This is a genomic window from Flavobacterium eburneipallidum (assembly GCF_027111355.2).
GTDB classification, from domain to species: domain Bacteria; phylum Bacteroidota; class Bacteroidia; order Flavobacteriales; family Flavobacteriaceae; genus Flavobacterium; species Flavobacterium eburneipallidum.
In genome coordinates this window covers 2,126,627-2,149,457 of the sequence record NZ_CP114291.2, presented here as the reverse complement: position 1 = coordinate 2,149,457, position 22,831 = coordinate 2,126,627, and the positions used below count along the sequence as shown (strand labels likewise).

Sequence of the window (22,831 nt, the reverse complement as noted above, 5' to 3'; positions counted from 1 at the left end):
CGCTTTATAAACAGTATAATCTACGAAAAATGAATTTTATATTACAGTAATGAAATCTACTTTTGTTTTAAGATGTGAAATTACATTAAATATTTTAAAATGAATAGAGAGAAAGTCCAAATTTTTGATACCACTTTAAGAGATGGTGAACAAGTTCCAGGATGTAAATTAGATACCAATCAAAAACTCGTCATTGCAAATAGATTAGACGATATGGGAGTGGATGTAATTGAGGCTGGTTTCCCTGTTTCAAGTCCCGGAGATTTTTTATCCGTTTCAGAAATTAGTAAAATTGTAAAAAACGCTACCGTTTGTGGACTTACCAGAGCGGTGAAAAATGATATTGATGTAGCTGCTGCTGCTTTAAAGCACGCTAAAAGACCTCGTATTCATACAGGAATTGGAACATCAGAATCTCATATAATATACAAACTGAATACGACAAGAGAAGATATTATTGCCAGAGCAAAATATGCTGTTTCTTATGCTAAAACTTTTGTTGAAGACGTAGAATTTTATGCTGAAGATGCAGGTAGAACGGACAATGAATTCTTGGCTAAAGTTTGTGAAGAAGTCATCAAATCTGGAGCTACAGTATTGAATATTCCTGATACCACTGGATATTGTTTGCCACATGAATATGGTGCAAAAATTAAATACCTGAAAGAAAACGTAAAAGGTATCGAAAACGTTACTATTTCTTGTCACTGCCATAATGATTTAGGTATGGCTACTGCCAATTCGATTGCGGGAGCGATGAATGGTGCCAGACAAATTGAATGTACTATCAATGGAATAGGGGAAAGAGCAGGAAATACAGCATTGGAAGAAGTGGTAATGATTTTCAATCAACATCCTTATTTGAATTTATATACTGATATTAAAACAAAGGAATTAAATTCAATGAGCCGTTTGGTATCGGATAGTATGGGAATGATGGTTCAGCCAAACAAGGCTATAGTAGGAGCAAATGCTTTTGCACACAGTTCAGGAATTCATCAAGATGGTGTTATCAAAAACAGAGAGACTTACGAAATTATGGATCCTTTAGAAGTTGGTGTCAATCAATCTTCTATTATACTTACAGCAAGAAGTGGTAGAGCTGCATTGGCTTACCGAGCGAAAAAAGTAGGTTACGAATTGACAAAAACGCAATTGGATTTGGTATATATTGAATTCTTGAAATTTGCAGACATCAAAAAAGAAGTAATCGATGAAGATATTCATCAAATCATCGAAGCTTCTAAATTAGGAAGCGATTTAGTAAGACTTTAATTTACAATCGTTAGAATTATCTAAAAATAATGCCTAGTGCCTAATGCCTAGTGCCTAAAAAAAAATGAATTTAAAAATAGCAGTACTTTCAGGAGATGGAATAGGTCCAGAGGTAACATTACAAGCCAAAAAAGCTTTGTCTGCTATTGCTGTGGTTTACAATCACGAATTTATTTTTGAAGACGCTTATATTGGTGCCATTGCTATCGAAAAAACAGGAAAACCACTACCGCAACAAACCTTGAATTTGTGTAAAAACACCGATTCAATTTTGTTTGGAGCTATTGGTGATCCAAAATACGATAACGATCCAAGTGCAAAAGTACGTCCAGAACAAGGGTTACTTAAGTTAAGAAAAGAATTGGGTTTATTCGCTAATATCAGACCAATAAAAGCTTATCCTAAATTAATGGGTTCTTCGCCAATAAAGAAAGAAGTTTTGCAAGGAACTGATTTCGTAGTTTATAGAGAGCTGAACGGCGGAATGTATTTTGGAGAAAAAACAACGAACGACGAAGGAACTTATGCTTCGGATTTGTGTGAATATAATGCAGATGAGATTTCAAAAATCACACATCTGGCATTCAAAGCAGCACAACAAAGACGCAAAAAAGTAACTTTAGTTGATAAAGCTAATGTATTAGCAACTTCTCGTTTATGGAGAACAATAGTTACTGAAATTGCCAAAGAATATCCAGATGTAACTTTGGAATGTCTATATGTTGACAATGCTGCAATGCAGATTATTGTGAATCCAAGACAGTTTGATATTTTGTTAACTGACAATTTGTTTGGTGATATTTTGTCTGACGAAGCGAGTGTAATTTCAGGTTCTATAGGATTAATGTCTTCTGCATCTTTGGGAGAAAAACATTCGTTGTTTGAACCAATTCACGGTTGTTATACAGAAGCAAAGGGGAAGAATATAGCTAATCCAATTGCATCGATTCTTTCAGTAGCGTTATTATTAGAGCATTTTGGCTTAACACAAGAAGCTACAAGAGTAATTGCAGCAGTAGAAAAAGCAATCATTAGTAATGTCGTCACCGTGGATTTGAAAGTAGATTCTCAATTCGGAACGAATGAAGTAGGGGATTTTATTTCAAATCATATCCTTAACGAAGGCGATTCCTATTTCAAAAAAGATTTTGTACAAATAGGACAATCAACAATAGTATAATTAAAAAATAAAGGGTTTCAAATAAATAAAAAAACCTTAAAAAAATAAAACTAAACAATGGAATTAAATAAATACAGCAAAACAATCACGCAAGACGAAACACAACCAGCTTCTCAAGCCATGTTCTACGGAATTGGTCTGACAGAAGAGGATCTTAAAAAAGCACAGGTAGGAATTGTAAGTATGGGTTATGACGGAAATCCTTGTAACATGCACTTAAATGACTTGGCTAAAGATATTAAGAAAGGGGTTTGGGATGCTGATTTAGTAGGTTTGATTTTTAATACAATTGGTGTAAGTGATGGAATTTCTAATGGAAATGATGGAATGCGTTTTTCTTTGGTTTCCCGTGATGTAATTGCCGATTCTATCGAAACTGTTATGGGTGCACAATGGTATGACGGTATGATTGCTGTTCCAGGTTGTGATAAAAATATGCCGGGAGCTTTAATGGCAATGGGTAGAGTAAATCGCCCTTCTATTATGGTTTACGGAGGATCTATTCACCCAGGAAAATGGAAAGGAGAAGATTTGAATATTGTTTCTGCTTTTGAAGCTTTAGGTAAAAAAATCAAAAACACAATTACACCTGAAGATTTCAAAGGAGTTATTCAGAATGCTTGTCCCGGTGCAGGTGCTTGTGGTGGAATGTACACTGCTAACACCATGTCATCAGCGATTGAAGCATTAGGAATGAGTTTGCCTTACAGTTCTTCTAATCCTGCTTTAAGTCCGGAAAAAAAACAAGAATGTGTTGATGCTGGTAAAGCAATCAGAATATTATTAGAAAAAGATATTAAGCCTAGAGATATTATGACTCGTAAAGCTTTCGAAAATGCTATTACAATGGTAGCAGTTTTAGGAGGTTCTACTAATGCGGTAATGCACTTAATTGCAATGGCTCACTCTGTAGGTATCGAATTGACATTGCAAGATTTCCAAGACATCAGTGATAAAACACCATTATTAGCCGACTTGAAACCAAGTGGAAAATACTTAATGGAAGATTTACACAATGTAGGAGGTGTTCCAGGAGTAATGAAATATTTATTAAAAGAAGGTTTGTTACACGGAGATTGTTTAACGGTGACAGGAAAAACAATAGCAGAGAATTTAGCTTCAGTTCCTGATTTGCACGATGGTCAAGAAGTAGTTTTTGAAATCCAAAAAGCATTAAAAGCAACTGGAAATATTCAAATTCTTTACGGAAACATTGCAACAGAAGGTTGTGTTGCTAAAATTAGCGGTAAAGAAGGAGAATTTTTTGAAGGTACAGCTGTTGTTTTTGAAGGTGAAAAAGATGTAATCAGAGGAATCCAAGCAGGAGAAGTTAAACCAGGAAACGTAGTAATTATTCGTTACTGTGGTCCAAAAGGTGGTCCGGGAATGTCTGAAATGTTGAAACCAACATCCGCTATTATGGGAGCTGGTTTAGGAAATTCAGTTGCTTTAATTACTGACGGACGTTTCTCTGGAGGTTCACACGGTTTTGTGGTAGGTCACGTTACTCCAGAAGCTTACGAAGGTGGAGGAATTGCTTTAATCGAAAACGGCGATATTATTACCATTGATGCGGTAAATAATACCATCAACATGAAAGTTTCTGATGAAGAATTGGCAAACCGTAAAGCCAATTGGAAACAACCTAATAATGGAATTACGCAAGGAGTTTTACTTAAATACATGCGTTCAGTATCTAGTGCGTCTGAAGGATGTGTTACTGACAAATAATCGTCAATTATAATTTCAAAATTTAATTGCAATGACAATCTAATTTTAAAATAAAATTGTCAAAATTTAAAAAAGAAAAACAATGAAAATATCAGGAGCAGAAGCAGTTATCAGATGCTTATTAGCCGAAGGAGTAGATTTGGTTTATGGTTATCCAGGTGGAGCCATTATGCCAGTTTATGACGAATTATATAAATTTCAAGATCAATTGCACCACGTTTTGGTGCGCCACGAACAAGGTGCGGCTCACGCTGCGCAAGGTTTTGCAAGAGCTACAGGAAAAGTTGGTGTGGCTATTGCTACTTCAGGTCCGGGAGCTACAAATCTAGTTACAGGAATTGCAGATGCTCAAATCGATTCAACACCTTTGGTTTGTATCACAGGTCAAGTTGGAAAACATTTATTGGGTTCTGATGCTTTTCAGGAAACGGATATTATTGGAATTTCAACTCCAGTAACCAAATGGAACTACCAAATTACAGAAGCGAGCGAAATTCCAGCAATTATTGCCAAAGCTTTTTATATCGCAAGATCAGGTCGTCCTGGGCCAGTTTTAATAGATATTACTAAAAACGCTCAATTCGATGAGTTCGAGTTTAGTTATGAAAAATGTACTGGAATTAGAAGTTATCATCCAAAGCCAGTTTTGAATCTTCAAAAAGTCCAGGACGCAGCAGATATAATCAATAATGCTAAAAAGCCATTTATTGTTTTTGGTCAAGGAATCATATTGAGCGAAGCTGAAGCGCAATTGAAACGTTTTATTGAAAAGTCAGGAATTCCTGCCGCTTGGACCATTTTAGGACTTTCGGCTTTGCCAACAGATCATCCATTGAACGTAGGAATGGTAGGGATGCACGGAAATTATGGTCCAAATATTTTGACTAACGAATGTGATGTTTTAATTGCTCTTGGAATGCGTTTTGATGACCGTGTTACGGGAAATTTAGCGACTTATGCTAAACAAGCTAAAGTGATTCACTTCGAAATTGACCCAGCCGAAATTGATAAAAATGTTAAAGCAGATGTTGCAGTTTTAGGAGATGTAAAAGAAGCTTTAATGGCAATAACACCTTTAATTGACAAAAAATCGCACGATTCTTGGCACAATGAATTCAAAGAAAAATATAAAATTGAGTTAGAAGCTGTTATTGATGAAGAGTTAGCTCCTACAAATGGTAAAGGAATTTCGATGGGTGAAACTATCGAAATGATTAACAAACACTCAAAAGCAGATGCGATAATGGTTTCAGATGTTGGACAACACCAAATGTTTGCTTGTCGTTATGCTAAATTCAATACTACTAAAAGTAATGTTACTTCTGGAGGTTTAGGAACAATGGGATTTGCTTTGCCAGCAGCTATCGGTGCCAAAATGGGAAGACCAGATCGTGAAGTGGTTGCTATTATTGGTGATGGAGGTTTTCAAATGAATATTCAGGAATTAGGAACCATTCATCAAACGAAAGTTCCTGTGAAGATTGTAGTTTTAAATAATGAATTTTTAGGAATGGTACGCCAATGGCAGGAATTATTCTTCGATTACAGATATGCTTCAACAGTGATGGTTAATCCTAACTTTTGCGCTATTGCTGAAGGCTATTATATCAAATCCAGAAAAGTAACAAAAAGAGAAGAACTAGATGAAGCAGTAGCTGAAATGATGGCTTCTAAAGACTCTTATTTTCTGGAAGTTATGGTAGAGAAAGAAAACAATGTATTCCCAATGATTCCAACAGGAGCTTCGGTTTCTGATATCCGATTAAGTTAAAAAATTATGGAAAATAAAATATTCACCATTTCTGTCTATTCAGAAAATAATGTTGGCTTATTGAACAGAATTTCAGGTATTTTCTTGAAACGTCACATCAATATATTGAGTTTGAATGTATCCGAATCGGAAATAGAAGGTGTTTCCCGTTTCATTATCGTAGTAAAAACTACTGAAAAATGGGTTCAGAACATTGTAGGTCAAATCGAAAAACAAATCGAAGTTATCAAAGCATTTTATCATACAGATGAAGAAACTATCTTTTTGGATAGTGCTATATTCAAAATTAACTCGGCTTTATTATTCGATGAAAGACAAATTCAGAACATCATCAAAGAAAGTCATTCTGAAATTGTTACCGTATCAAGAGACTTTTTTGTGATTTCAAAAACAGGTAAACGTGCTGAAATTGTAGAATTATACAACAAACTAAAACCTTTCGGAATTATGCAGTTTGCACGTTCAGGAAGAATATCAATTTCAAAAGAAAAAATGGAAATTTCATCATTATTAAACGAGTTAAAACAGAATTAGACATTTAAAAAGTCTAAAAAAATTATTAAATATTAAACAACAATTAAAAAATGGCAAATTATTTCAATTCATTACCACTTAGATTACAATTAGAACAATTAGGCGTTTGCGAATTTATGGATCAATCCGAATTTGCAGATGGAATCGAAGCACTTAAAGGTAAAAAAGTAGTTATCGTAGGTTGCGGTGCTCAAGGTTTAAACCAAGGTTTAAATATGAGAGATTCAGGTCTTGATATTTCTTATGCTTTGCGTGCTGAAGCAATTGCTCAAAAAAGAGCTTCTTTTATGAATGCTGCTGATAATGGTTTCAAAGTAGGTACTTATGAAGAATTAATACCAACAGCTGATTTGGTTTGTAACCTAACGCCAGACAAACAGCACACTGCTGTTGTAAGTGCTATTATGCCTTTGATGAAACAAGGAGCAACTTTAGCTTATTCTCACGGTTTTAATATCGTTGAAGAAGGAATGCAAATTCGTAAAGACTTAACAGTTATTATGTGTGCTCCGAAATGTCCAGGATCTGAAGTTCGTGAAGAATACAAAAGAGGATTTGGTGTACCAACATTAATCGCTGTTCACCCTGAAAATGATCCAAACGGATTTGGTTTGGCTCAAGCAAAAGCATACGCAGTTGCAACAGGAGGAAATAGAGCAGGAGTATTGCGTTCTTCTTTCGTGGCAGAAGTAAAATCAGATTTAATGGGTGAGCAAACTATCCTTTGTGGATTATTGCAAACTGGTTCTATCTTGTGTTTTGATAAAATGGTTGCCGAAGGTGTAGATGCTGGATATGCTTCTAAATTAATTCAATACGGATGGGAAACTATTACTGAAGGATTAAAATACGGAGGAATTACAAACATGATGGACAGATTGTCTAATCCTGCTAAAATTGCTGCCTTCAATGTTGCTGAAGAGTTAAAAGACATCATGCGTCCTTTGTTTCAAAAACACATGGATGATATTATCTCTGGTCATTTCTCAAAAACAATGATGGAAGACTGGGCTAATGATGATGTTAACTTATTGACTTGGAGAAAAGCTACAGGAGAAACTAATTTCGAAAAAACGCCTGCAGGCGATGTTGAAATCTCTGAACAAGAGTATTACGATAATGGAACCTTAATGGTAGCTATGGTAAAAGCTGGTGTTGAATTGGCTTTCGAAGCAATGACAGATTCAGGTATTATCGAAGAATCAGCTTACTACGAATCATTACACGAAACGCCACTTATTGCTAACACTATTGCAAGAAAGAAATTGTTCGAAATGAACCGTGTAATTTCAGACACTGCTGAATACGGATGTTATTTGTTTGATCACGCTGCTAAACCATTAATTGCTGAATACGTGAAAAATGCACCAAGCAATTTAGTAGGTCGTCCATTCAATGACGGAAGCAACGGAGTAGATAACAAAGAATTAATTGAAGTAAATTCAATTATCAGAAACCACCCAGTTGAAGAAGTTGGAGCTTGGTTGAGAGAATCTATGACAGCAATGAAAAAAATTGTTGGATAATAAATCCAATAAAGACAGGGATTTTGGCAAGTATCTTTAGTTTCGCAATATTTTGAATTAGTAAAAAAGGTATTAAAGGAATCAGTGAATAGGTCATTTTACATTCACTTAACTGGATAGAAAATTGAAAGTTAAGTGATTGTAGTCCCGATAAATAATTTAATAAAGCGAGGTAGAAAATTTCTATCTCGCTTTTTTTGTGTAGCTAGCCCATTTAAGCAATAACTAAAAAATTGATGTCGTATTTTAGAGCTCTAATTTCTTTGCTTCAGATTTCACAGATTAGCACAGATTAATTGTTTACCTAGCTTTAAAAATCTTTTTAATCTGTGAAATCTGTGGCAAAAACTCTTTTTGATAATTACGACAATATCTCTTTCTTTCTTTCTTTCTTTCTACTTAGTTAAAATTATTTGCATTATTCTTCTGTTTTTTTTTCATCCGTTTACGGTTTTCCTCATTTTTCTTTCATTTGCTTTTTTATATATTTACATCCTATTGTTTAAATTATAGATTTAACCAGTTGGAAGTTTTTCAATGTTGCTGTTTTGAACCAATAAATTAAATAACAAATATGAGCACTGGCGAAATACTTATTTATCAAAACCAAGAAGGTACAATCAGAATTGATGTTCGGCTGGAGGAGGAAACGGTTTGGTTGTCACAAGCACAATTGTGTGAAATGTTTCAAAAATCAAAATCGACGATTAGTGAACATCTAAAAAATGTATTTTTTGAAGGAGAGCTAGACGAAAAAGTGGTTGTTCGGAATTTCCGAACAACCACACCACACGGTGCAATGGAAGGAAAAACACAAGAAAAAGAGGTAAGGTATTATAATCTTGATGTAATTATTTCGGTTGGCTATAGAGTAAAATCACTACAAGGAACACAGTTTAGAATATGGGCTACACAACGACTAAAAGAGTATATTGTTAAAGGATTTGCATTGAATGATGAGCGTTTCAAATCGGGTAATTCAATGAATTATTTTAATGAATTACAAAGCCGCATTCGTGAAATTCGCTTATCTGAAAAATTCTTTTATCAAAAAATAAAGGATATTTACACTACAAGTATTGATTACGATCCCAAAGACGAAAAAACAATAGCATTTTTCAAAGTTGTACAAAATAAATTACTTTGGGCTATCTCACAAAATACCGCAGCTGAATTAGTATATCGTAGAGTAGATGCTAGTTTGCCAGTATTGGGTATGCTTTCTTATGATAAGGCAGCAGCAAAATCGGTAACCAAACAAGAAGTTAGTATTGCTAAAAATTACCTTGATGAGAACGAAATGAAATTACTAGGACTATTGGTAGAGCAATATTTGGCGTTTGCCGAAACTATGGCACAACAACAAACTCCTATGTATATGAAAGATTGGATTTCCAGATTAGACGGTATTTTGCAGCTTAACGGCAGAGAGTTACTAACACACGCTGGAAAAATAAGTCACGACAGAGCATTAGAAAAATCGTCAGCCGAGTTTGAAAAATACAAACTATCGCAAGCTGCCATAGAGAAAGAGCAAAGTTTAAAGGAAATCGAAGAAGACATCAAACGATTAAAAAAATAAAACTATAATAAAACAAGTAGATATGGTTCTTAAATAACAATTACAAAAAGAGGTCCTGTTTTCAAATGAAAAAGCACCTCTTTTTATTATTTCAATCCCAATCTAGATTTTAATTTTAGAAATAGTAGAGCAATTTTATAAGCATCTTCAGAAGATGAGTTTCGATCACTTTTTGGAATTTTGTAGATGTTACATAATTCTTCGAGAGAAAATTGTTTGTTATTGATATCGGTCAATTTTCGGTACATAACATCAATATCCAAAGCTTCATTTTTAAGCCTTCCACAATCCAATCGTTCTAAAGCCATATTAATCATTTCTACATCAAAATCGATGTGATGTCCCACTAAAATAGAATTTCCAATAAATTCTACAAAATCTTTTATGGCATCAGCTTCACTCGATTTTTTCATTTTGGTTTCCAAAGTAAATTCATTGGAAATTCCGTTGTCATGAAAAAATTTATATTGAGCAAGAATTGTTTCAAAATTATCTCCAATATGAATACTATCGTTGATAATCGAAAAAGAACCTATTGACAAAATCACATCCTTTTGCAAACTCAAACCTGATGTTTCTGTTGATAAAACAACATAACGGTTCGATTTTTTTTCAAATTTAGAAAGGTAAGTTTTCCAAAAATCAGGATATTCTTTATTGATATTTTTTATCCAGTCCAGCATTATTTATGAAAATTGGGTAAGTTGAAATTTGGTTTTTATTAGTTCTTCTAACTCTCTCATTGGAGCCAACGCATTCTTTAGATTTTCTCTATCTACTTTGGTCAATTCTTTTAAGTTGATATACTGTCCAGAATCGTCATTTTTCAAGCCTTCAAGAGTTCTGAATTTTGATAATACTAAAAATGCTTCAGCACAATTAAGGTAAATTTCAGCATTCTTTGTATCTACAATCGCCAATTGTTTGAATCGGAGGTAAGTATTATTAATTCCACGAATACTATAGCTCAAGGCAAATAAGCGAGCTCCATCAATAAGAGGCATCAAAGCTCGTGTTTTGATGTCAAACTTGTCTTTGTGTGGTCCTTCCTCTTCAACATTAAAATTCTTGAAAAAAGTTAAAGGAGCATTTTTTCTCAAAGCATCATTCCCCAAGAAATCAAAGAATAGCACATTGTTTTTTGCATTGTTAAAAATTATATTTTCGATTGCTTCTTCTATTTTTTGTTCACCGAAAGCTATTTCAAAATCAAAGAAAATACTACTAATTTCGTTACTATTTTCTCCTGGAGTATTCATCCAGTTGTTGTATTGTTTTGTCCAGTCTGTCAATGATTTACACCAAAGCATATTGCTTCCCATGTGTCCGTTTGGACAAGCTTCAAAACCAATTTTTTCAAGCGTAGCAGTCGTTCTTTTTCCTAATTTAAGAAAGTAATCTTTAACATCTCTATATTTATCTGCAGTAACATCTTCAAAGATTAAAATACTATCTTGATCGGTTAGTAATAATTGCTCTTTACGCCCTTGACTACCAATACTTAACCAAGAAAATCGAACAGGAGGGGAGCCTAAATCCAAAATAGACAATTCAACGGCACGTTTGATGATGGCTAAATTAATTTCGCTAGCGATGTTGTTGATATTTGAAACAGATATATTCTTTTGAAGTGATTTTTGAATCAAATTAGTCAATCGGTCTCGGATTAGTTTTAGATCTTTTGGCGTTTGCGAACGCTTGATTTCCTTGATCAAAACGCCTGGATTATTGGCTTGAGCCACAATTAAATCGTGTTCGGATATGATTCCTTTGATATCTGATTTGTCCGAACCATCTCTGGTTACACACAAATGGGTTACATTGTTTTTGAGCATTAATAACTGTGCTTCTGCAAGAGAAATATTTTCAACTACAGTCACTACTGGCGAAGACATGATTTTATCAACGGTTGCTGTGATAGGAAAACGTCCTGTAGCAATTTTTGAAGACATTTCTCCATGAGTAACTATTCCGATAGGATTGTTATTCTTGGCAACGATAGCGCCAGTTGATAAAGCATCCAACATTAGTTTGGCTACTTCTTGAACCACACTATTTTCAGATACTTTTAGTGGTGTATTGTTATAGGAAAGCAGTTGAAAATACTGCATTTCAGACTGTTGATTTGAGAGGTAAACACTATCAGTAATCAGTTTGCCTCCTAAATTTTCTTTATCACTTGGATTACTAGTATTCGTAGCAAAACTTTGCAATAGAAAATCTAAAACCTCTGAATTATTAGCCACAAAAGGTCTAAAAACTGTAATTGGAATCGCATATATGATACTTTCTTCACGAGCTTTTGCTGTCATCATGTAATTGTTTTTGGCAAAAAAAGGACGTAAACCAAAAATATCACCTTCGACACATTTATTCAATAAGGTTTCTTCGGCATCAGCAATTACGGATAAATTAATAACTCCCGAAGCTACTACATAAAAAGAATCATGCAAAACATCGTTTATTTGAAACAACGTTTTGTGTTTTTCTAAATTAACAACACGAATATTACTAGCAATTTCAGACAATTCTTCAAATGACAAGTTATCAAATGGCGGAAATTGTTTCAAGAAATCAGCAATGTGTTCAGCGATTGTGTTCATAGTAAATTTGATATTGAAGGATGTAAAAATAATAAATAAATAATCATAAAACTCCCATTGGTCGAGCAAAACGATTTATTTATAAATTCCTTAATTTTTTCATAAAATTAGTATGAATTGTGATAAATTTAATTCAGATATTTTAATTTTAAAACTTAAACTAAAATACTCAAATTATGAAAATTCAAAAGAAAATTCAGTTATTATTTATTGCATTTTTGACAATAACAATGGTCAATGCACAAGATAAAAAACCTGCAAGTCCTCCAGCAACTGCTACAGGAGTTATAAATGGCGCAACCATTACAATCAATTATAACAGTCCATTGGTTAAAGGAAGAAAAATTTGGGGAGAACTAGTACCATTCAATAAAGTTTGGCGCGCCGGAGCGAATGACGCTACAACATTTGAAACAGATAAAGAATTATCCATTGAAGGCAAAAAATTACCTGCAGGGAAATATTCTTTTTTTGTTATTCCTAATGAAAAAGAATCTGTTTTGATATTTAATAAAGTGGCCAAACAATGGGGTGCTTATAAATATGATGAAAAGGAAGATCAAATTAGAGTTACTGTAAAACAAAAAGCTAATCCAACTAATGTTGAAAGTTTAGTTTATGCAGTTAGCGAACCTGATAACGAAGTTACTTTAAGTTGGGAAAAATGGATTATTCCTTTTTCTGTAAATTAAATCATTTTAGAATTCAATAGTAAAAGCATTATCAATTTTGGTAATGCTTTTTTTTGTTTAAATAAAGTATGAAGAGTAGATAAAATAAGGATTGATTGTAAGTTTTAAATATTCTATTTTACATAATATAAATTATAGTTCAAATATATTCATGTAAAAAACCGATATTTCAGTAATAGTCGCTGATAATATCGGTTTTAAAGATTTTGAAATACTTTTATTTCTTATAAGTCATTTTACCATACCAAGTAACAACTCCCAAACAAATCAAAGGCAAAATAAAAGAAAAATTTATTTCTGGAATGAAACCTAATATTTTGAGATCTGCAAAACCGTGACCGCCCCAGTCTAAAATACTAGCTTGTAACAATGGCATCAATGCGCCACCAACAATTGCCATAACTAAACCAGATGAACCAATTTTTGCTTCGTCACCCATATCTTTTAAAGCTATTCCGTAAATGGTTGGAAACATAATCGACATGAAAATGGATATAGAAATCAACGAAATTAATCCTGGCATTCCTTGTAAAACAATAGTTCCTAAAGCGCAAATCATTCCACCAATTCCAAAATAAACTAACATTTTTGACGGATTTGTATTTTTCATCATCGCTGTACCAATCCATCTTCCTATTAAAAACAACACCATTGCACCAATATTATAGTTGGTTGCCGTTATATTCAAGCCATAAGTGGCATTAATATTATCCACATATTGATACATAAAAGTCCAACATAAGATTTGTGCGCCTACATAAAATGCTTGTGCTACAACGCCATAGATGTAATTTTTATTGGCTCCTAATTTTTTGAACGAATCAGAAATGGACATTTTCTCTTCAAAAGTAGTTTTTGGCATTTTAGTAAAAATGATTATAATCAAAATCGCTAAAACAAAAATTCCTAATCCTATGTAAGGAATACTTATCAAATTCAAATCGTGTTCTCTAATTGACGCTAACTCGTCTGATGATAATGCTTTTAGGGTTTCTGGTGTGTAACCGTTTGATTTGATGCTTCCAATGACTAACTGTTGCGCCAAAACCAAGCCAGTTATGGCTCCAATTGGATTAAATGCTTGCGCTAAATTCAATCGTTGTGTGGATGTTTCGTTGTGACCAAGGAATAAAATCAACGGATTGGAAGTGGTTTCCAGAAAAGCCAAACCACAAGTAATAATCCAAAGAGAAACTAGGAAAAAAGTATAATTTTGATAATGAGCTGCAGGATAAAACAAGAAAGCTCCAATGGCATACAGCATAAGTCCAAGAATAATTCCTGATTTGTAACTGTATTTTCTAATAAAAAGTGCCGCTGGAAAAGCCATAAAAAAGTAACCAAAATAGAATGCCATTTGAACAAATGAAGCTTGCAAATTGGAAAGTTCGGGCATTACTTTTTTGAAAGTAGAAACCATCGGAGCGGTTAATTCATTGGCAATTCCCCAAAGGGCAAATAAAATCGTAATGATGATAAATTGAAAAGCGTATTCCTTACTAACTACAGGAATTTTTTTAGATAAATTCATTTTTTTTTTGTTGTTAAATAAATTAAAAATAGTTGTTTGTTATACTTGTGTTTGCTTAAAAACCACACAAGAATTCATCAATTTCGGATGGTGAAATTACTGGATTTGCTCCTTCGCTTTGAGCTACAATTGATCCAACTGCACTAGCAAAATTAATAGCATATTGAGGATCTTGACCAGTCAAAAGCATATAAATTATGGATGCCAAAAACGAATCGCCAGAACCCACGGTATCTACTACATGCACTTTGAAACCGCAATTGTGATAGAATTTATTTTTATAATACAAAACGGCTCCATGATGGCCTAGAGTTACACAAACGGTTGGTGTATTGGTTTTCTCTGAAATGAATTTTATATTTTGTTCCAATGACTTTTTTCCCGAATCCAAATCTTCGCAAATTTCATTTAACTCATCATCGTTAAACTTAATAAAATCAGATTCATACATTAATTCTAAAATATTTGATTTTGTATAATGAGGTGTTCTTAAATTGACATCAAAGATTTTATATTTCGCCACTTCCAAAAGCGATTTTAATGTATTTCTAGAAACGGAATCCCTAGAAGACAAACTCCCAAAAACAAAAAAATCAGCTTCTTTTACAACGGCTAAATTTTGTTCTGTAGTTTCAATTTTGTCCCAAGCTGCTGGGTAATTTATGTCGTAAGAAGCGTTTCCTTTTTCATTCAAAATCACATTTACAATTCCAGTTGGATAAGTTTCATTGATTTGAACGGCTTCGGTGTTAATTCCAGAATTGTTCAGATAATCGACCAGGTTTTTTCCGTTTTCATCATTTCCAATTCCGCTAATCATAGCAATATCAGCACCAAGCGAACTCAATCTTGACGCTACATTTAGTGGTGCGCCACCAATTTTTTTGTGTTCTAGGAAAACATCAAAGAGGATTTCTCCAAAACTTACACCTTTTAATTTCTTTGTCATTTTTTATTTATTTTGAGTAAAACAATATATTTCAATAATTTAACTTATTCACTTTAGACATAATTCGTAATTTTAAATTCGTAATTAATTCAATACCATTTGTCAACCATTTGTTTCATAAACACCAAGCTGCCTTTGGCTAAATCTTCTGAATTGTATTTGGAAGGTCGCCACAATGATGTTGGTCCAACCAACTCTTTAATTTCTGAAGAAAAATTTTCGAGAACCAAAGGTCCTTCGTATTTTATTTCGCCCAAAGCTTTGAAAAAATCATCCCAGTGTACATTTCCCTCGCCTGTCATACCACGATCACTTTCGGTAATATGAACGTGTTTCAAATGATTTCCTGCTTTAATAATTGGGTCATAGAAACTTTGTTCTTCGATATTCATGTGAAAAGTATCCAAATGCAATCCTAAATTAGGTTTTTTTAGGCTTTCAATCAAATTTAAAACTTCGTCTGCGGCTGTATAAACATAACTTTCGTAACGATTTATGGGTTCTGGAGCAATGGTAATATTGCTTTTTTGCGCATAATCCAACACTTCAGAAAAAACTTGATGCAAAATCACTTTTTCTTCATCCGATAAAGGTTTGCCAGTAAAAGTTCCGATTGCCGAATGCAAAACGCCTCCTAAAAAATCGCCGTCCATTTCCGCTACTTTATCCAATGCTGCTTTAATAATTGCAACTGCTTTTTCTGGGTAAAAAGGAATATGACAATATTTTGGTAAATTCAAAGTGCAGCGTCCTAAAATCCCTTTATTGTCCAATTGTTTCTTGGTGGTTTTGGCATCAAAATCCATTGAAGCGGGTAAACAAATTTCGAGCATATCAAAACCGTATTCAGCAGTTTTTTCAATGGCGTACTTCCCTCCTTCTGGACTCCAAGAAGGGATAAATGATAAAATAGAGGTTCCGAAAATAGGCATATTTGTATAATTTTAAATTTGAATAATTAGATTTTTATGTTCGTTCTAAAAAAGCCACCACTCGGTTTTTACTCCTATAAATGATCCCCAACTTTTTTGATTGACTTGCAAGTAGGGCGAATAATTGTTGTTTTTAGCATAATCATTATAATGAGCCAAGGTGTAAATCAATCGGATGTGTGGACGTGACCAAGGATCTTTTTTTCCTAAAGGTACAATAGTTGGCGCAAAAGAAAACTTCCACATATTGGCTTCTGGATTTGTACCGTCTTTTCGAACGGCATAATGAATTTCTTCAATCAGATGCAACCATTTCGTCACATAATAAAAACCTCTAAAACCCACCACAAAGTCGGTTTTCTGATTGTACAATTGATTGCCGTTGAAATATTCATCGGTGTTTGAACTGGATGAACCGCCTTTGCTTTTAGTAAAAACACCATAGCCATTGAGGCTAATTTTGTCCGAAAGATTCAACAAAAAGTGTTCCACCATCGTAAAAGAATACGCATTTTTATATTTTCCATCCGCATCAGGTGCGCCATAAGTAGCCCATGTAAAAGTGTTTCCATTATCGCCACCATTGGCAATTCCTGCACCATAACGAGCAGATAATTGATTGAAAGAACCAGGTAATTTGGTTTTGAATGCACTGTTAAATTTAACTCCAGCAACCCAGCCATTATCAGCAGGATACACTTTTGAAGCATCTTTCGAATTAGGAGAAACATAATGAAATTCCCCTAAAAACTTTATGGTGTTTTTGTTTTTTAAATGAAGTGTGTGTTCGCCAATCCAAACCATGCGCTGACGAATAGCAGGATTCGTAGCACCTGCCACGGTAATTTGATAATTATAAGGAAAGACATTAGTCGAATCGGCAGAAGCTGGCATCAACATTGTCAATTCGGTGTTTTTGTGACTTACACCAAAACCTTGTGCGGAATGATCGTCAAAATAAAAGTAATCGCTAATGTGTATGTCATCATAACGACGGAAACGAGATCCAGCCCAAGCCGACCATTTGCTTCCCATAATATTTCGAGCTTCAACATAGGCTTCAGGCAAAATAAAAGTCAATCCGCCATTGGAACGGGAACTCACGTTACCAACAAACTGTCCGTTGGCCGAATACATTCCCAAACGCATTTGAAAAGTCACATTAGTACTGTCTTTGTCTAAAATTTTGGGTGTGAAATGTATCGCTGGCAAAATATCAATATAATCCACTTGTTCCATCCTTCCTCCTAACGAACCTTGCCCCGAAAGATTCAAGGGTTTCCACATATTGCCTTCTCCATTTGGCGACAATCCCACTCCCATTCTACCCGTTGTTCCCATGGAGAAATTAGTATTCGTTATCACAACTTGCGATTGGCTATTAACACTAATGATGAGTATTAAAATGGAGAAAATTTTAGTTTTCATGAATGATAAATTAATTTTGGTTTGAATTAATAGCGTGTTAATTAATAAACGTCATATTGACTATTTATTTTTCAAAAGTAAAAATAATATTTATATAACAATAAAAAAATGAGTAAATAAATTAAAATATATGTAAATATTAGGCATTAATAATAACAATGTAATAAATTTACTTAATATTAAATGTTCTTTTATATAATGTTATATTGACATTTAATAAAACTATACTTCATCTAATCCTTGATTATATTGGAGTTTGAGTGAATTAGTTTTAGATTTAGGATTTGATTATTGAAAACTGTTTGTACATTTGAGATTTACTAAATCATTTCTACTTATTATTGTATATGAAAGCCCAAATAATTCCAAATATATCGGTTGACTGTGTTGTTTTTGGTTTTGATGTTACCACCAAATCATTGAATGTTTTGTTAATCGAGCGGTATTTAAAATCAACTGAAAATGATGAAGTATTAGTGAACGATCATGTTCTTACGGGTTATCACACACTCGAAACGGAAACGATTGATGATACCGCTAGCCGAGTTCTGAAAGAATTGACAGGTCTTGATAATTTGTATAAAAAGCAGTTTAAAGTCTTTGGTGACCCCAATCGTTTGAGGAATGAAAAGGATTTGATTTGGATAAAAAACGAAAAATTTAATGAACGCACCATAACTATTGCGTACTATTTTCTGTTACAATCGCATGAAGTTCGTTTGGAAAATAACACGCACAAACCGCAATGGTTTCCGGTGAATAATTTGCCTGAATTGGGTTTTGATCACAAAGCGATTATTGCAGAAGCATACTCCGATTTGAAAGCTAAATGCTTGATAGAACCTATCGTTTTTGAACTTTTGCCTAATAAATTCACAGTAAAGGAATTGCAAGATGCGTATGAATGTATTTTGGGAATTGAAATTGACAATCGTAATTTCAGAAGAAAATTATTGACCAAAAAATACCTAATCGAATTAGACGAAAAACAAGTGGGTGTTTCTAAAAAACCCTCTAAATTGTTTATGTTTAGCAAAGATATTTACCAAAAAATATACAAGGAAAGTTATTTGATTAGCATTTAAGCTAAATTATAAATCTATTTTTGCCACGAATTACACCAATTATTCGTGTAATTAAAAACTAGTTTTAATTCGTGTCTGTTAGTGTAATTCGTGGCAAAACTCTTTTTAATTACTGATATTCTATCCTGATGTCATCTTTAAATTAATTATTTTATGAATTCCCAACGGAATGTTAAATAACGAATATTTAAAAGTTCGCATCACTACAATCCTTTATTAAGACTTACTTTTGCAAAAAAATTAAGGATTTCTATCTGATGACAAAAGCAAAATACCTCCAACTAATTCTGATTTTAGGCTCCATGACCGCACTTGGTCCGTTTTCTATCGATATGTATTTACCAGGATTTTCAGGAATTGCAGCCGATTTGAACACTACTGTTGCCAAGGTTTCTATGAGTTTGTCTAGTTATTTTATCGGAATTTCAGCGGGACAATTGTTGTATGGTCCTTTATTAGACCGTTTTGGACGCAAAAAACCACTGTTTATAGGATTGCTAGTTTATGTTTTTGCTTCTTTAGGATGTGCTTTTGTAACTGATATTAATACTTTTATTGGTTTTCGTTTCATTCAAGCTGTCGGAAGTTGTGCCGCTACAGTCGCTTCGCTTGCTATGGTTCGGGATTTATTTCCTGCCAAAGAAACGCCCAATGTTTTGTCTAAATTAATGCTTGTTGTGGGGCTTTCGCCAATGCTTGCACCAACAATTGGTGGTTATGTAACGACTTATTTCGGTTGGCACACGGTTTTTTTAATTTTGACAGTTATGGGGATTTTTGTATTAGCAGCTTCTCATCTCGGTTTGCCAAGTACTCATAAACCTGATTTATCGATTTCTTTGAAACCAAAACCGATAATTACTAATTTTATTTCCATCATCAAAGTGCCTCAATTTTACACTTATGCTTTTACAGGAGCAGTTGCCTTCTCTGGATTGTTTACCTATGTTGCCGCCTCTCCTATTCTTTTCATGGATATTTTAAAAGTAGATGCCGAAATTTATGGCTGGATTTTTGCCTTGATGTCTATTAGTTTTATAGGTTCAAGTCAATTAAATTCAGTTTTGTTGAAACGATTTTCTAGCGAACAAATGATATTTGGCGCTTTGATTTCGCAATCTATTATCAGTATCATTTTTCTGGTTTTAGCCATAAACAATCTTTTAGGATTGTATGAAACTATCGGAATGCTATTCTTATTTCTGGCTTGTTTAGGAATTTCAAATCCAAATACAGCAGGATTATCTCTTGCGCCTTTTTCTAAAAATACGGGTAGCGCATCTGCACTGATGGGAGCTACTCAACTAGGGATTGGTGCTTTAGCTTCTTTTGCTGTTGGTCTTTTTGTGAAGGATTCCATTACGCCAATGGTCGTTATTATGACTTGTACTACGATTTTGGCTCTCGTGATTTTAGTTATTGGTAAACGGAATATCAAAAAAACGATTGTGAATTTGGGAGATGAGGGAATGGTGATGGGGCATTAAATCCAGCTTTTTATACAAATATATAAAGCCAATGGATTGATTTGACTTCTAATAATTCATAATTATCTACAACTATTTTGAGATAAATATTGTGATTTATTTACCGTGAAATTGCAAGGTTTATTTTGTTTAGGAAAAATAATTATGGAGTATAAAGCTTAAAAGTAAATACAAAAAAATCTTGAGGACACTTAATTTAAATAATTAAGGTAACTATATATAATTTTCATTATGACTTATGTGACCGATTGGTGGTAAAGTATTACACTCCATCAGTTAAAGGCATGAGCTGAATATCTATGTAGGGCTAAATTCTGCTTAGTTATTAAATTCAATATAAGCGTTAGTTTTCATAATGTCAATTTTGAAATCCCCTTTTTCGTCTTTCATAATTATAACACTATCAAAACCTAATTTGTCAAGTTTTTCTATTGTAGCCAATTCGCCTTCAGCAAGTTGTAAAACTCTGCGTAATAACCAATCAGACAAAGCTTTATTTGGGTTTGTCATCAAGGCTTTTGAGTTTTCTTGACAAACTTTTGCAGTAAATATTTCTCCAGTCGGAATTTGTAAATTAAAATCTTGGTCACGTTTTGGAAAGAAATTTGGATATTTTCTGTGCAATTCCGCAGGAATTGGAATATAAATTTCGCCAAAATCTCTTTTTCTTCCATTTGCATTCCATTGATTTAAACCGCTTCTTTCAAAAATAAACTTTTCTCCTTTCTGAATTCCGTAAAGAGGCAAAATCACATAATTTTCGCCCTTGACAAGTTTGTCAGTCGCAGTTTTTAAATTTTTATTCTCTTCAAATAATTCAAGAAGCAAAGAATATGGGTCTTCAATTATATCAATTGGTAAACGAAAAGCATTTTGAGGAATTATAAATTTTCTAAAAAGTGTACTTTTTGAATAATTGAAAGTATATAAATTATTTCCGTCTTCAAATTGTAAACTTGCTTTATTATATTTAACCGAATGAATATTAGCAACATCTATGATGTTGTAGTCTGTTTCATAAAGTAATAATTCCTTTTCTTTTCGAGCAACAATATGATAAAGTGAATCTTGAATATCGTAAACACGATTTGCTAAATTTATTCTATCGTTTCTGAACTCTCCAAGTTTTAAAGCCAATTCTTTACCTTTAAAATCTCGTAAAGTTCTTGATAATGAATTAAATTCTGCTACTTTTTCTGTACTGGAATTACCGTTACAAACAAAAGTTTTCAAACCAACACCAACAGAATTATGATTAGCATCAAAAGCAGTATCAGAACGAGATAAATTACCAGTATCGAAACTTCTGCAAAATATATTTTCGGCAACACGATAATTTATGATAGGTACAGCACTTTCACTGAACAAACCCGAAAGCTTTGAAACTGCTTAAAAGTTTTTTAGGAGCTATTTCCCGCTATACGTTCCAATCTTTTTTGGCAAAGAAAAATCGCCAAAAAAGGACTTCCACTTCTATCTGGGCTAGAGCTAACCATTTTCTATGAAATCATAGATAAAATAATTAATTTGTTCACTCTCTTTATCAAATTTTAAAACAATTCTTGATGATATTTTTTCAACCCAATTATCAATTTCAGTAAATGAAATAAAATTATTTAAAAAATTTAAGCGTTTGTTTTTTGTATTAAATTCATCAAAGTAAATAACAATATCTTCTTTGAAATTGTCATAATAATTTCCTTCAGTTTTATTCAAACTGTTTTCTAAATAAATTATTTTTTCTTCAAAAGTTAGCATATGTCTTTTGATAAATGATATTCTTTAGTTTCTTTTGATCTGATTATTCTTTCTTCAAACTTTAAGTTATTGATTGGATTCTCAATAGTTAAGAAAGTTGGTAAATCATTCATGTTTAAAACCAAAGTAACGATATAATCATTCTTATATTCGGAAGCCATTAAAAACTCTTTTTCAGTTAATCTAAATCTACCCTTCTTCTCTCGAATTCCTTTTACTTCGGCTAAAAAAGAACTTTCATTAACATTAATTTGAAAATCATAACCATCACCATATAATCTTGCATCTTCTAAAATTCCATTATTAAAAGTAGAAATTTCGTTGAAATTATTCATGAAATATAGTTCAGCTTCTAAACCAGTTTCTTGAAGTTTTTTAAATCTTGATTTTACAATTGGTTTAACTTCAACAAAAAGCTCTTTTATTTTGTAATTCTCTTTCAAGTATAATTTGACTATGTCAGAATATCCTTTTACATTTTCATTGCCAAATAAACTATCAATTAAATATTTTCTATGAATGTAAGCATCCCCTTTTTGCCACCAACCTTTTCTTCCGTTATTTGGAAAAAATGGATCAAATAAATCCATTCTATTTTTCACAACGCTTCCTGTTTCAACTATTCCAATTTCTACAAAATAATTAAAGAAATTAGTTTTTCTAGTAAAACCAAATTCTTTAATAAACTCATTATTAAATTTAGATAATCCATAACCTAACAGGTTTAGAATTTCATAATTTTCGTGCTTATTCCCTTTTTGCTCCAT

Annotated in this window: 19 protein-coding genes; 10 read left to right on the top strand and 9 right to left on the bottom strand. The window is 33.1% G+C overall.

Going from position 1 to position 22,831, the window contains the following annotated elements; translation table 11 throughout:
• The first annotated feature begins 99 nt into the window (after positions 1 to 99).
• The 7 genes from OZP15_RS08960 (at position 100) to OZP15_RS08930 (ending at position 9,599) form a co-directional block, all read left to right on the top strand.
• Positions 100 to 1,275 (top strand): 2-isopropylmalate synthase, encoded by a 1,176-nt coding sequence (locus OZP15_RS08960; RefSeq protein WP_281335903.1) that lies wholly within the window; start codon positions 100 to 102, stop codon positions 1,273 to 1,275.
• A gap of 64 nt (positions 1,276 to 1,339) precedes the next feature.
• A complete protein-coding gene (gene leuB, locus OZP15_RS08955) occupies positions 1,340 to 2,455 on the top strand; it encodes a 3-isopropylmalate dehydrogenase (RefSeq protein ID WP_269225139.1) in 1,116 nt (371 codons plus the stop codon).
• A 57-nt stretch (positions 2,456 to 2,512) separates the two neighbouring features.
• Positions 2,513 to 4,186: a dihydroxy-acid dehydratase gene (gene ilvD, locus OZP15_RS08950; protein ID WP_281335902.1), complete on the top strand. Its 1,674-nt coding sequence runs from the start codon at positions 2,513 to 2,515 to the stop codon at positions 4,184 to 4,186.
• An 82-nt stretch (positions 4,187 to 4,268) separates the two neighbouring features.
• A complete protein-coding gene (ilvB, locus tag OZP15_RS08945) occupies positions 4,269 to 5,957 on the top strand; it encodes a biosynthetic-type acetolactate synthase large subunit (RefSeq protein WP_281335901.1) in 1,689 nt (562 codons plus the stop codon).
• A 6-nt stretch (positions 5,958 to 5,963) separates the two neighbouring features.
• Positions 5,964 to 6,491: an acetolactate synthase small subunit gene (gene ilvN, locus OZP15_RS08940; RefSeq protein ID WP_269225137.1), complete on the top strand. Its 528-nt coding sequence runs from the start codon at positions 5,964 to 5,966 to the stop codon at positions 6,489 to 6,491.
• 50 nt (positions 6,492 to 6,541) lie between these two features.
• Entirely contained in the window at positions 6,542 to 8,017 is a 1,476-nt protein-coding gene (ilvC, locus tag OZP15_RS08935; protein WP_281335900.1) for a ketol-acid reductoisomerase, read from the top strand.
• 574 nt (positions 8,018 to 8,591) lie between these two features.
• Complete coding sequence (locus tag OZP15_RS08930; RefSeq protein ID WP_281335899.1) at positions 8,592 to 9,599, top strand: virulence RhuM family protein; 1,008 nt, start codon at positions 8,592 to 8,594, stop codon at positions 9,597 to 9,599.
• Positions 9,600 to 9,685: 86 nt separating this feature from the next.
• Here OZP15_RS08930 and OZP15_RS08925 read toward each other — a convergent pair whose 3' ends face one another.
• On the bottom strand, positions 9,686 to 10,282 hold the full coding sequence (locus OZP15_RS08925; RefSeq protein WP_281335898.1) for a 3'-5' exonuclease: 597 nt from the start codon (positions 10,280 to 10,282) through the stop codon (positions 9,686 to 9,688).
• 3 nt (positions 10,283 to 10,285) lie between these two features.
• Positions 10,286 to 12,202, bottom strand: coding sequence for a DUF294 nucleotidyltransferase-like domain-containing protein (locus OZP15_RS08920; protein ID WP_281335897.1), 1,917 nt, complete (start codon positions 12,200 to 12,202; stop codon positions 10,286 to 10,288).
• 176 nt (positions 12,203 to 12,378) lie between these two features.
• Between OZP15_RS08920 and OZP15_RS08915 the strand changes: the two genes are divergently transcribed.
• Positions 12,379 to 12,894, top strand: coding sequence for a DUF2911 domain-containing protein (locus OZP15_RS08915; protein ID WP_269225131.1), 516 nt, complete (start codon positions 12,379 to 12,381; stop codon positions 12,892 to 12,894).
• A gap of 217 nt (positions 12,895 to 13,111) precedes the next feature.
• Here the strand turns inward: OZP15_RS08915 and fucP are convergent, their stop codons facing one another.
• From fucP to OZP15_RS08895, 4 genes are all read right to left on the bottom strand, one after another.
• Positions 13,112 to 14,425, bottom strand: a complete 1,314-nt coding sequence (gene fucP, locus OZP15_RS08910; RefSeq protein WP_269225130.1) for an L-fucose:H+ symporter permease — start codon at positions 14,423 to 14,425, stop codon at positions 13,112 to 13,114.
• Positions 14,426 to 14,480: 55 nt separating this feature from the next.
• On the bottom strand, positions 14,481 to 15,374 hold the full coding sequence (locus tag OZP15_RS08905) for a carbohydrate kinase family protein (protein WP_281335896.1): 894 nt from the start codon (positions 15,372 to 15,374) through the stop codon (positions 14,481 to 14,483).
• Between the two features lie 89 nt (positions 15,375 to 15,463).
• Positions 15,464 to 16,306, bottom strand: coding sequence for a sugar phosphate isomerase/epimerase family protein (locus OZP15_RS08900; RefSeq protein WP_269225129.1), 843 nt, complete (start codon positions 16,304 to 16,306; stop codon positions 15,464 to 15,466).
• A gap of 45 nt (positions 16,307 to 16,351) precedes the next feature.
• Positions 16,352 to 17,734, bottom strand: a complete 1,383-nt coding sequence (locus OZP15_RS08895) for a carbohydrate porin (RefSeq protein WP_281335895.1) — start codon at positions 17,732 to 17,734, stop codon at positions 16,352 to 16,354.
• A gap of 347 nt (positions 17,735 to 18,081) precedes the next feature.
• Between OZP15_RS08895 and OZP15_RS08890 the strand changes: the two genes are divergently transcribed.
• The gene (locus OZP15_RS08890; RefSeq protein WP_269225126.1) at positions 18,082 to 18,819 is read left to right on the top strand and encodes an NUDIX hydrolase; all 738 of its coding nucleotides are present in this window, start codon (positions 18,082 to 18,084) and stop codon (positions 18,817 to 18,819) included.
• A 257-nt stretch (positions 18,820 to 19,076) separates the two neighbouring features.
• A complete protein-coding gene (locus OZP15_RS08885) occupies positions 19,077 to 20,306 on the top strand; it encodes a multidrug effflux MFS transporter (protein ID WP_269225125.1) in 1,230 nt (409 codons plus the stop codon).
• A gap of 318 nt (positions 20,307 to 20,624) precedes the next feature.
• Here the strand turns inward: OZP15_RS08885 and OZP15_RS08880 are convergent, their stop codons facing one another.
• The 3 genes from OZP15_RS08880 to OZP15_RS08870 all read right to left on the bottom strand — a co-directional run bounded on the left by OZP15_RS08880 (position 20,625) and on the right by OZP15_RS08870 (position 22,831).
• The gene (locus OZP15_RS08880; RefSeq protein ID WP_269225124.1) at positions 20,625 to 21,674 is read right to left on the bottom strand and encodes a phospholipase D-like domain-containing protein; all 1,050 of its coding nucleotides are present in this window, start codon (positions 21,672 to 21,674) and stop codon (positions 20,625 to 20,627) included.
• Positions 21,675 to 21,794: 120 nt separating this feature from the next.
• A complete protein-coding gene (locus OZP15_RS08875) occupies positions 21,795 to 22,064 on the bottom strand; it encodes a hypothetical protein (RefSeq protein ID WP_269225123.1) in 270 nt (89 codons plus the stop codon).
• Entirely contained in the window at positions 22,058 to 22,831 is a 774-nt protein-coding gene (locus OZP15_RS08870; protein WP_269225122.1) for a protein NO VEIN domain-containing protein, read from the bottom strand. Before OZP15_RS08870 ends, OZP15_RS08875 begins: the two co-directional genes overlap by 7 nt.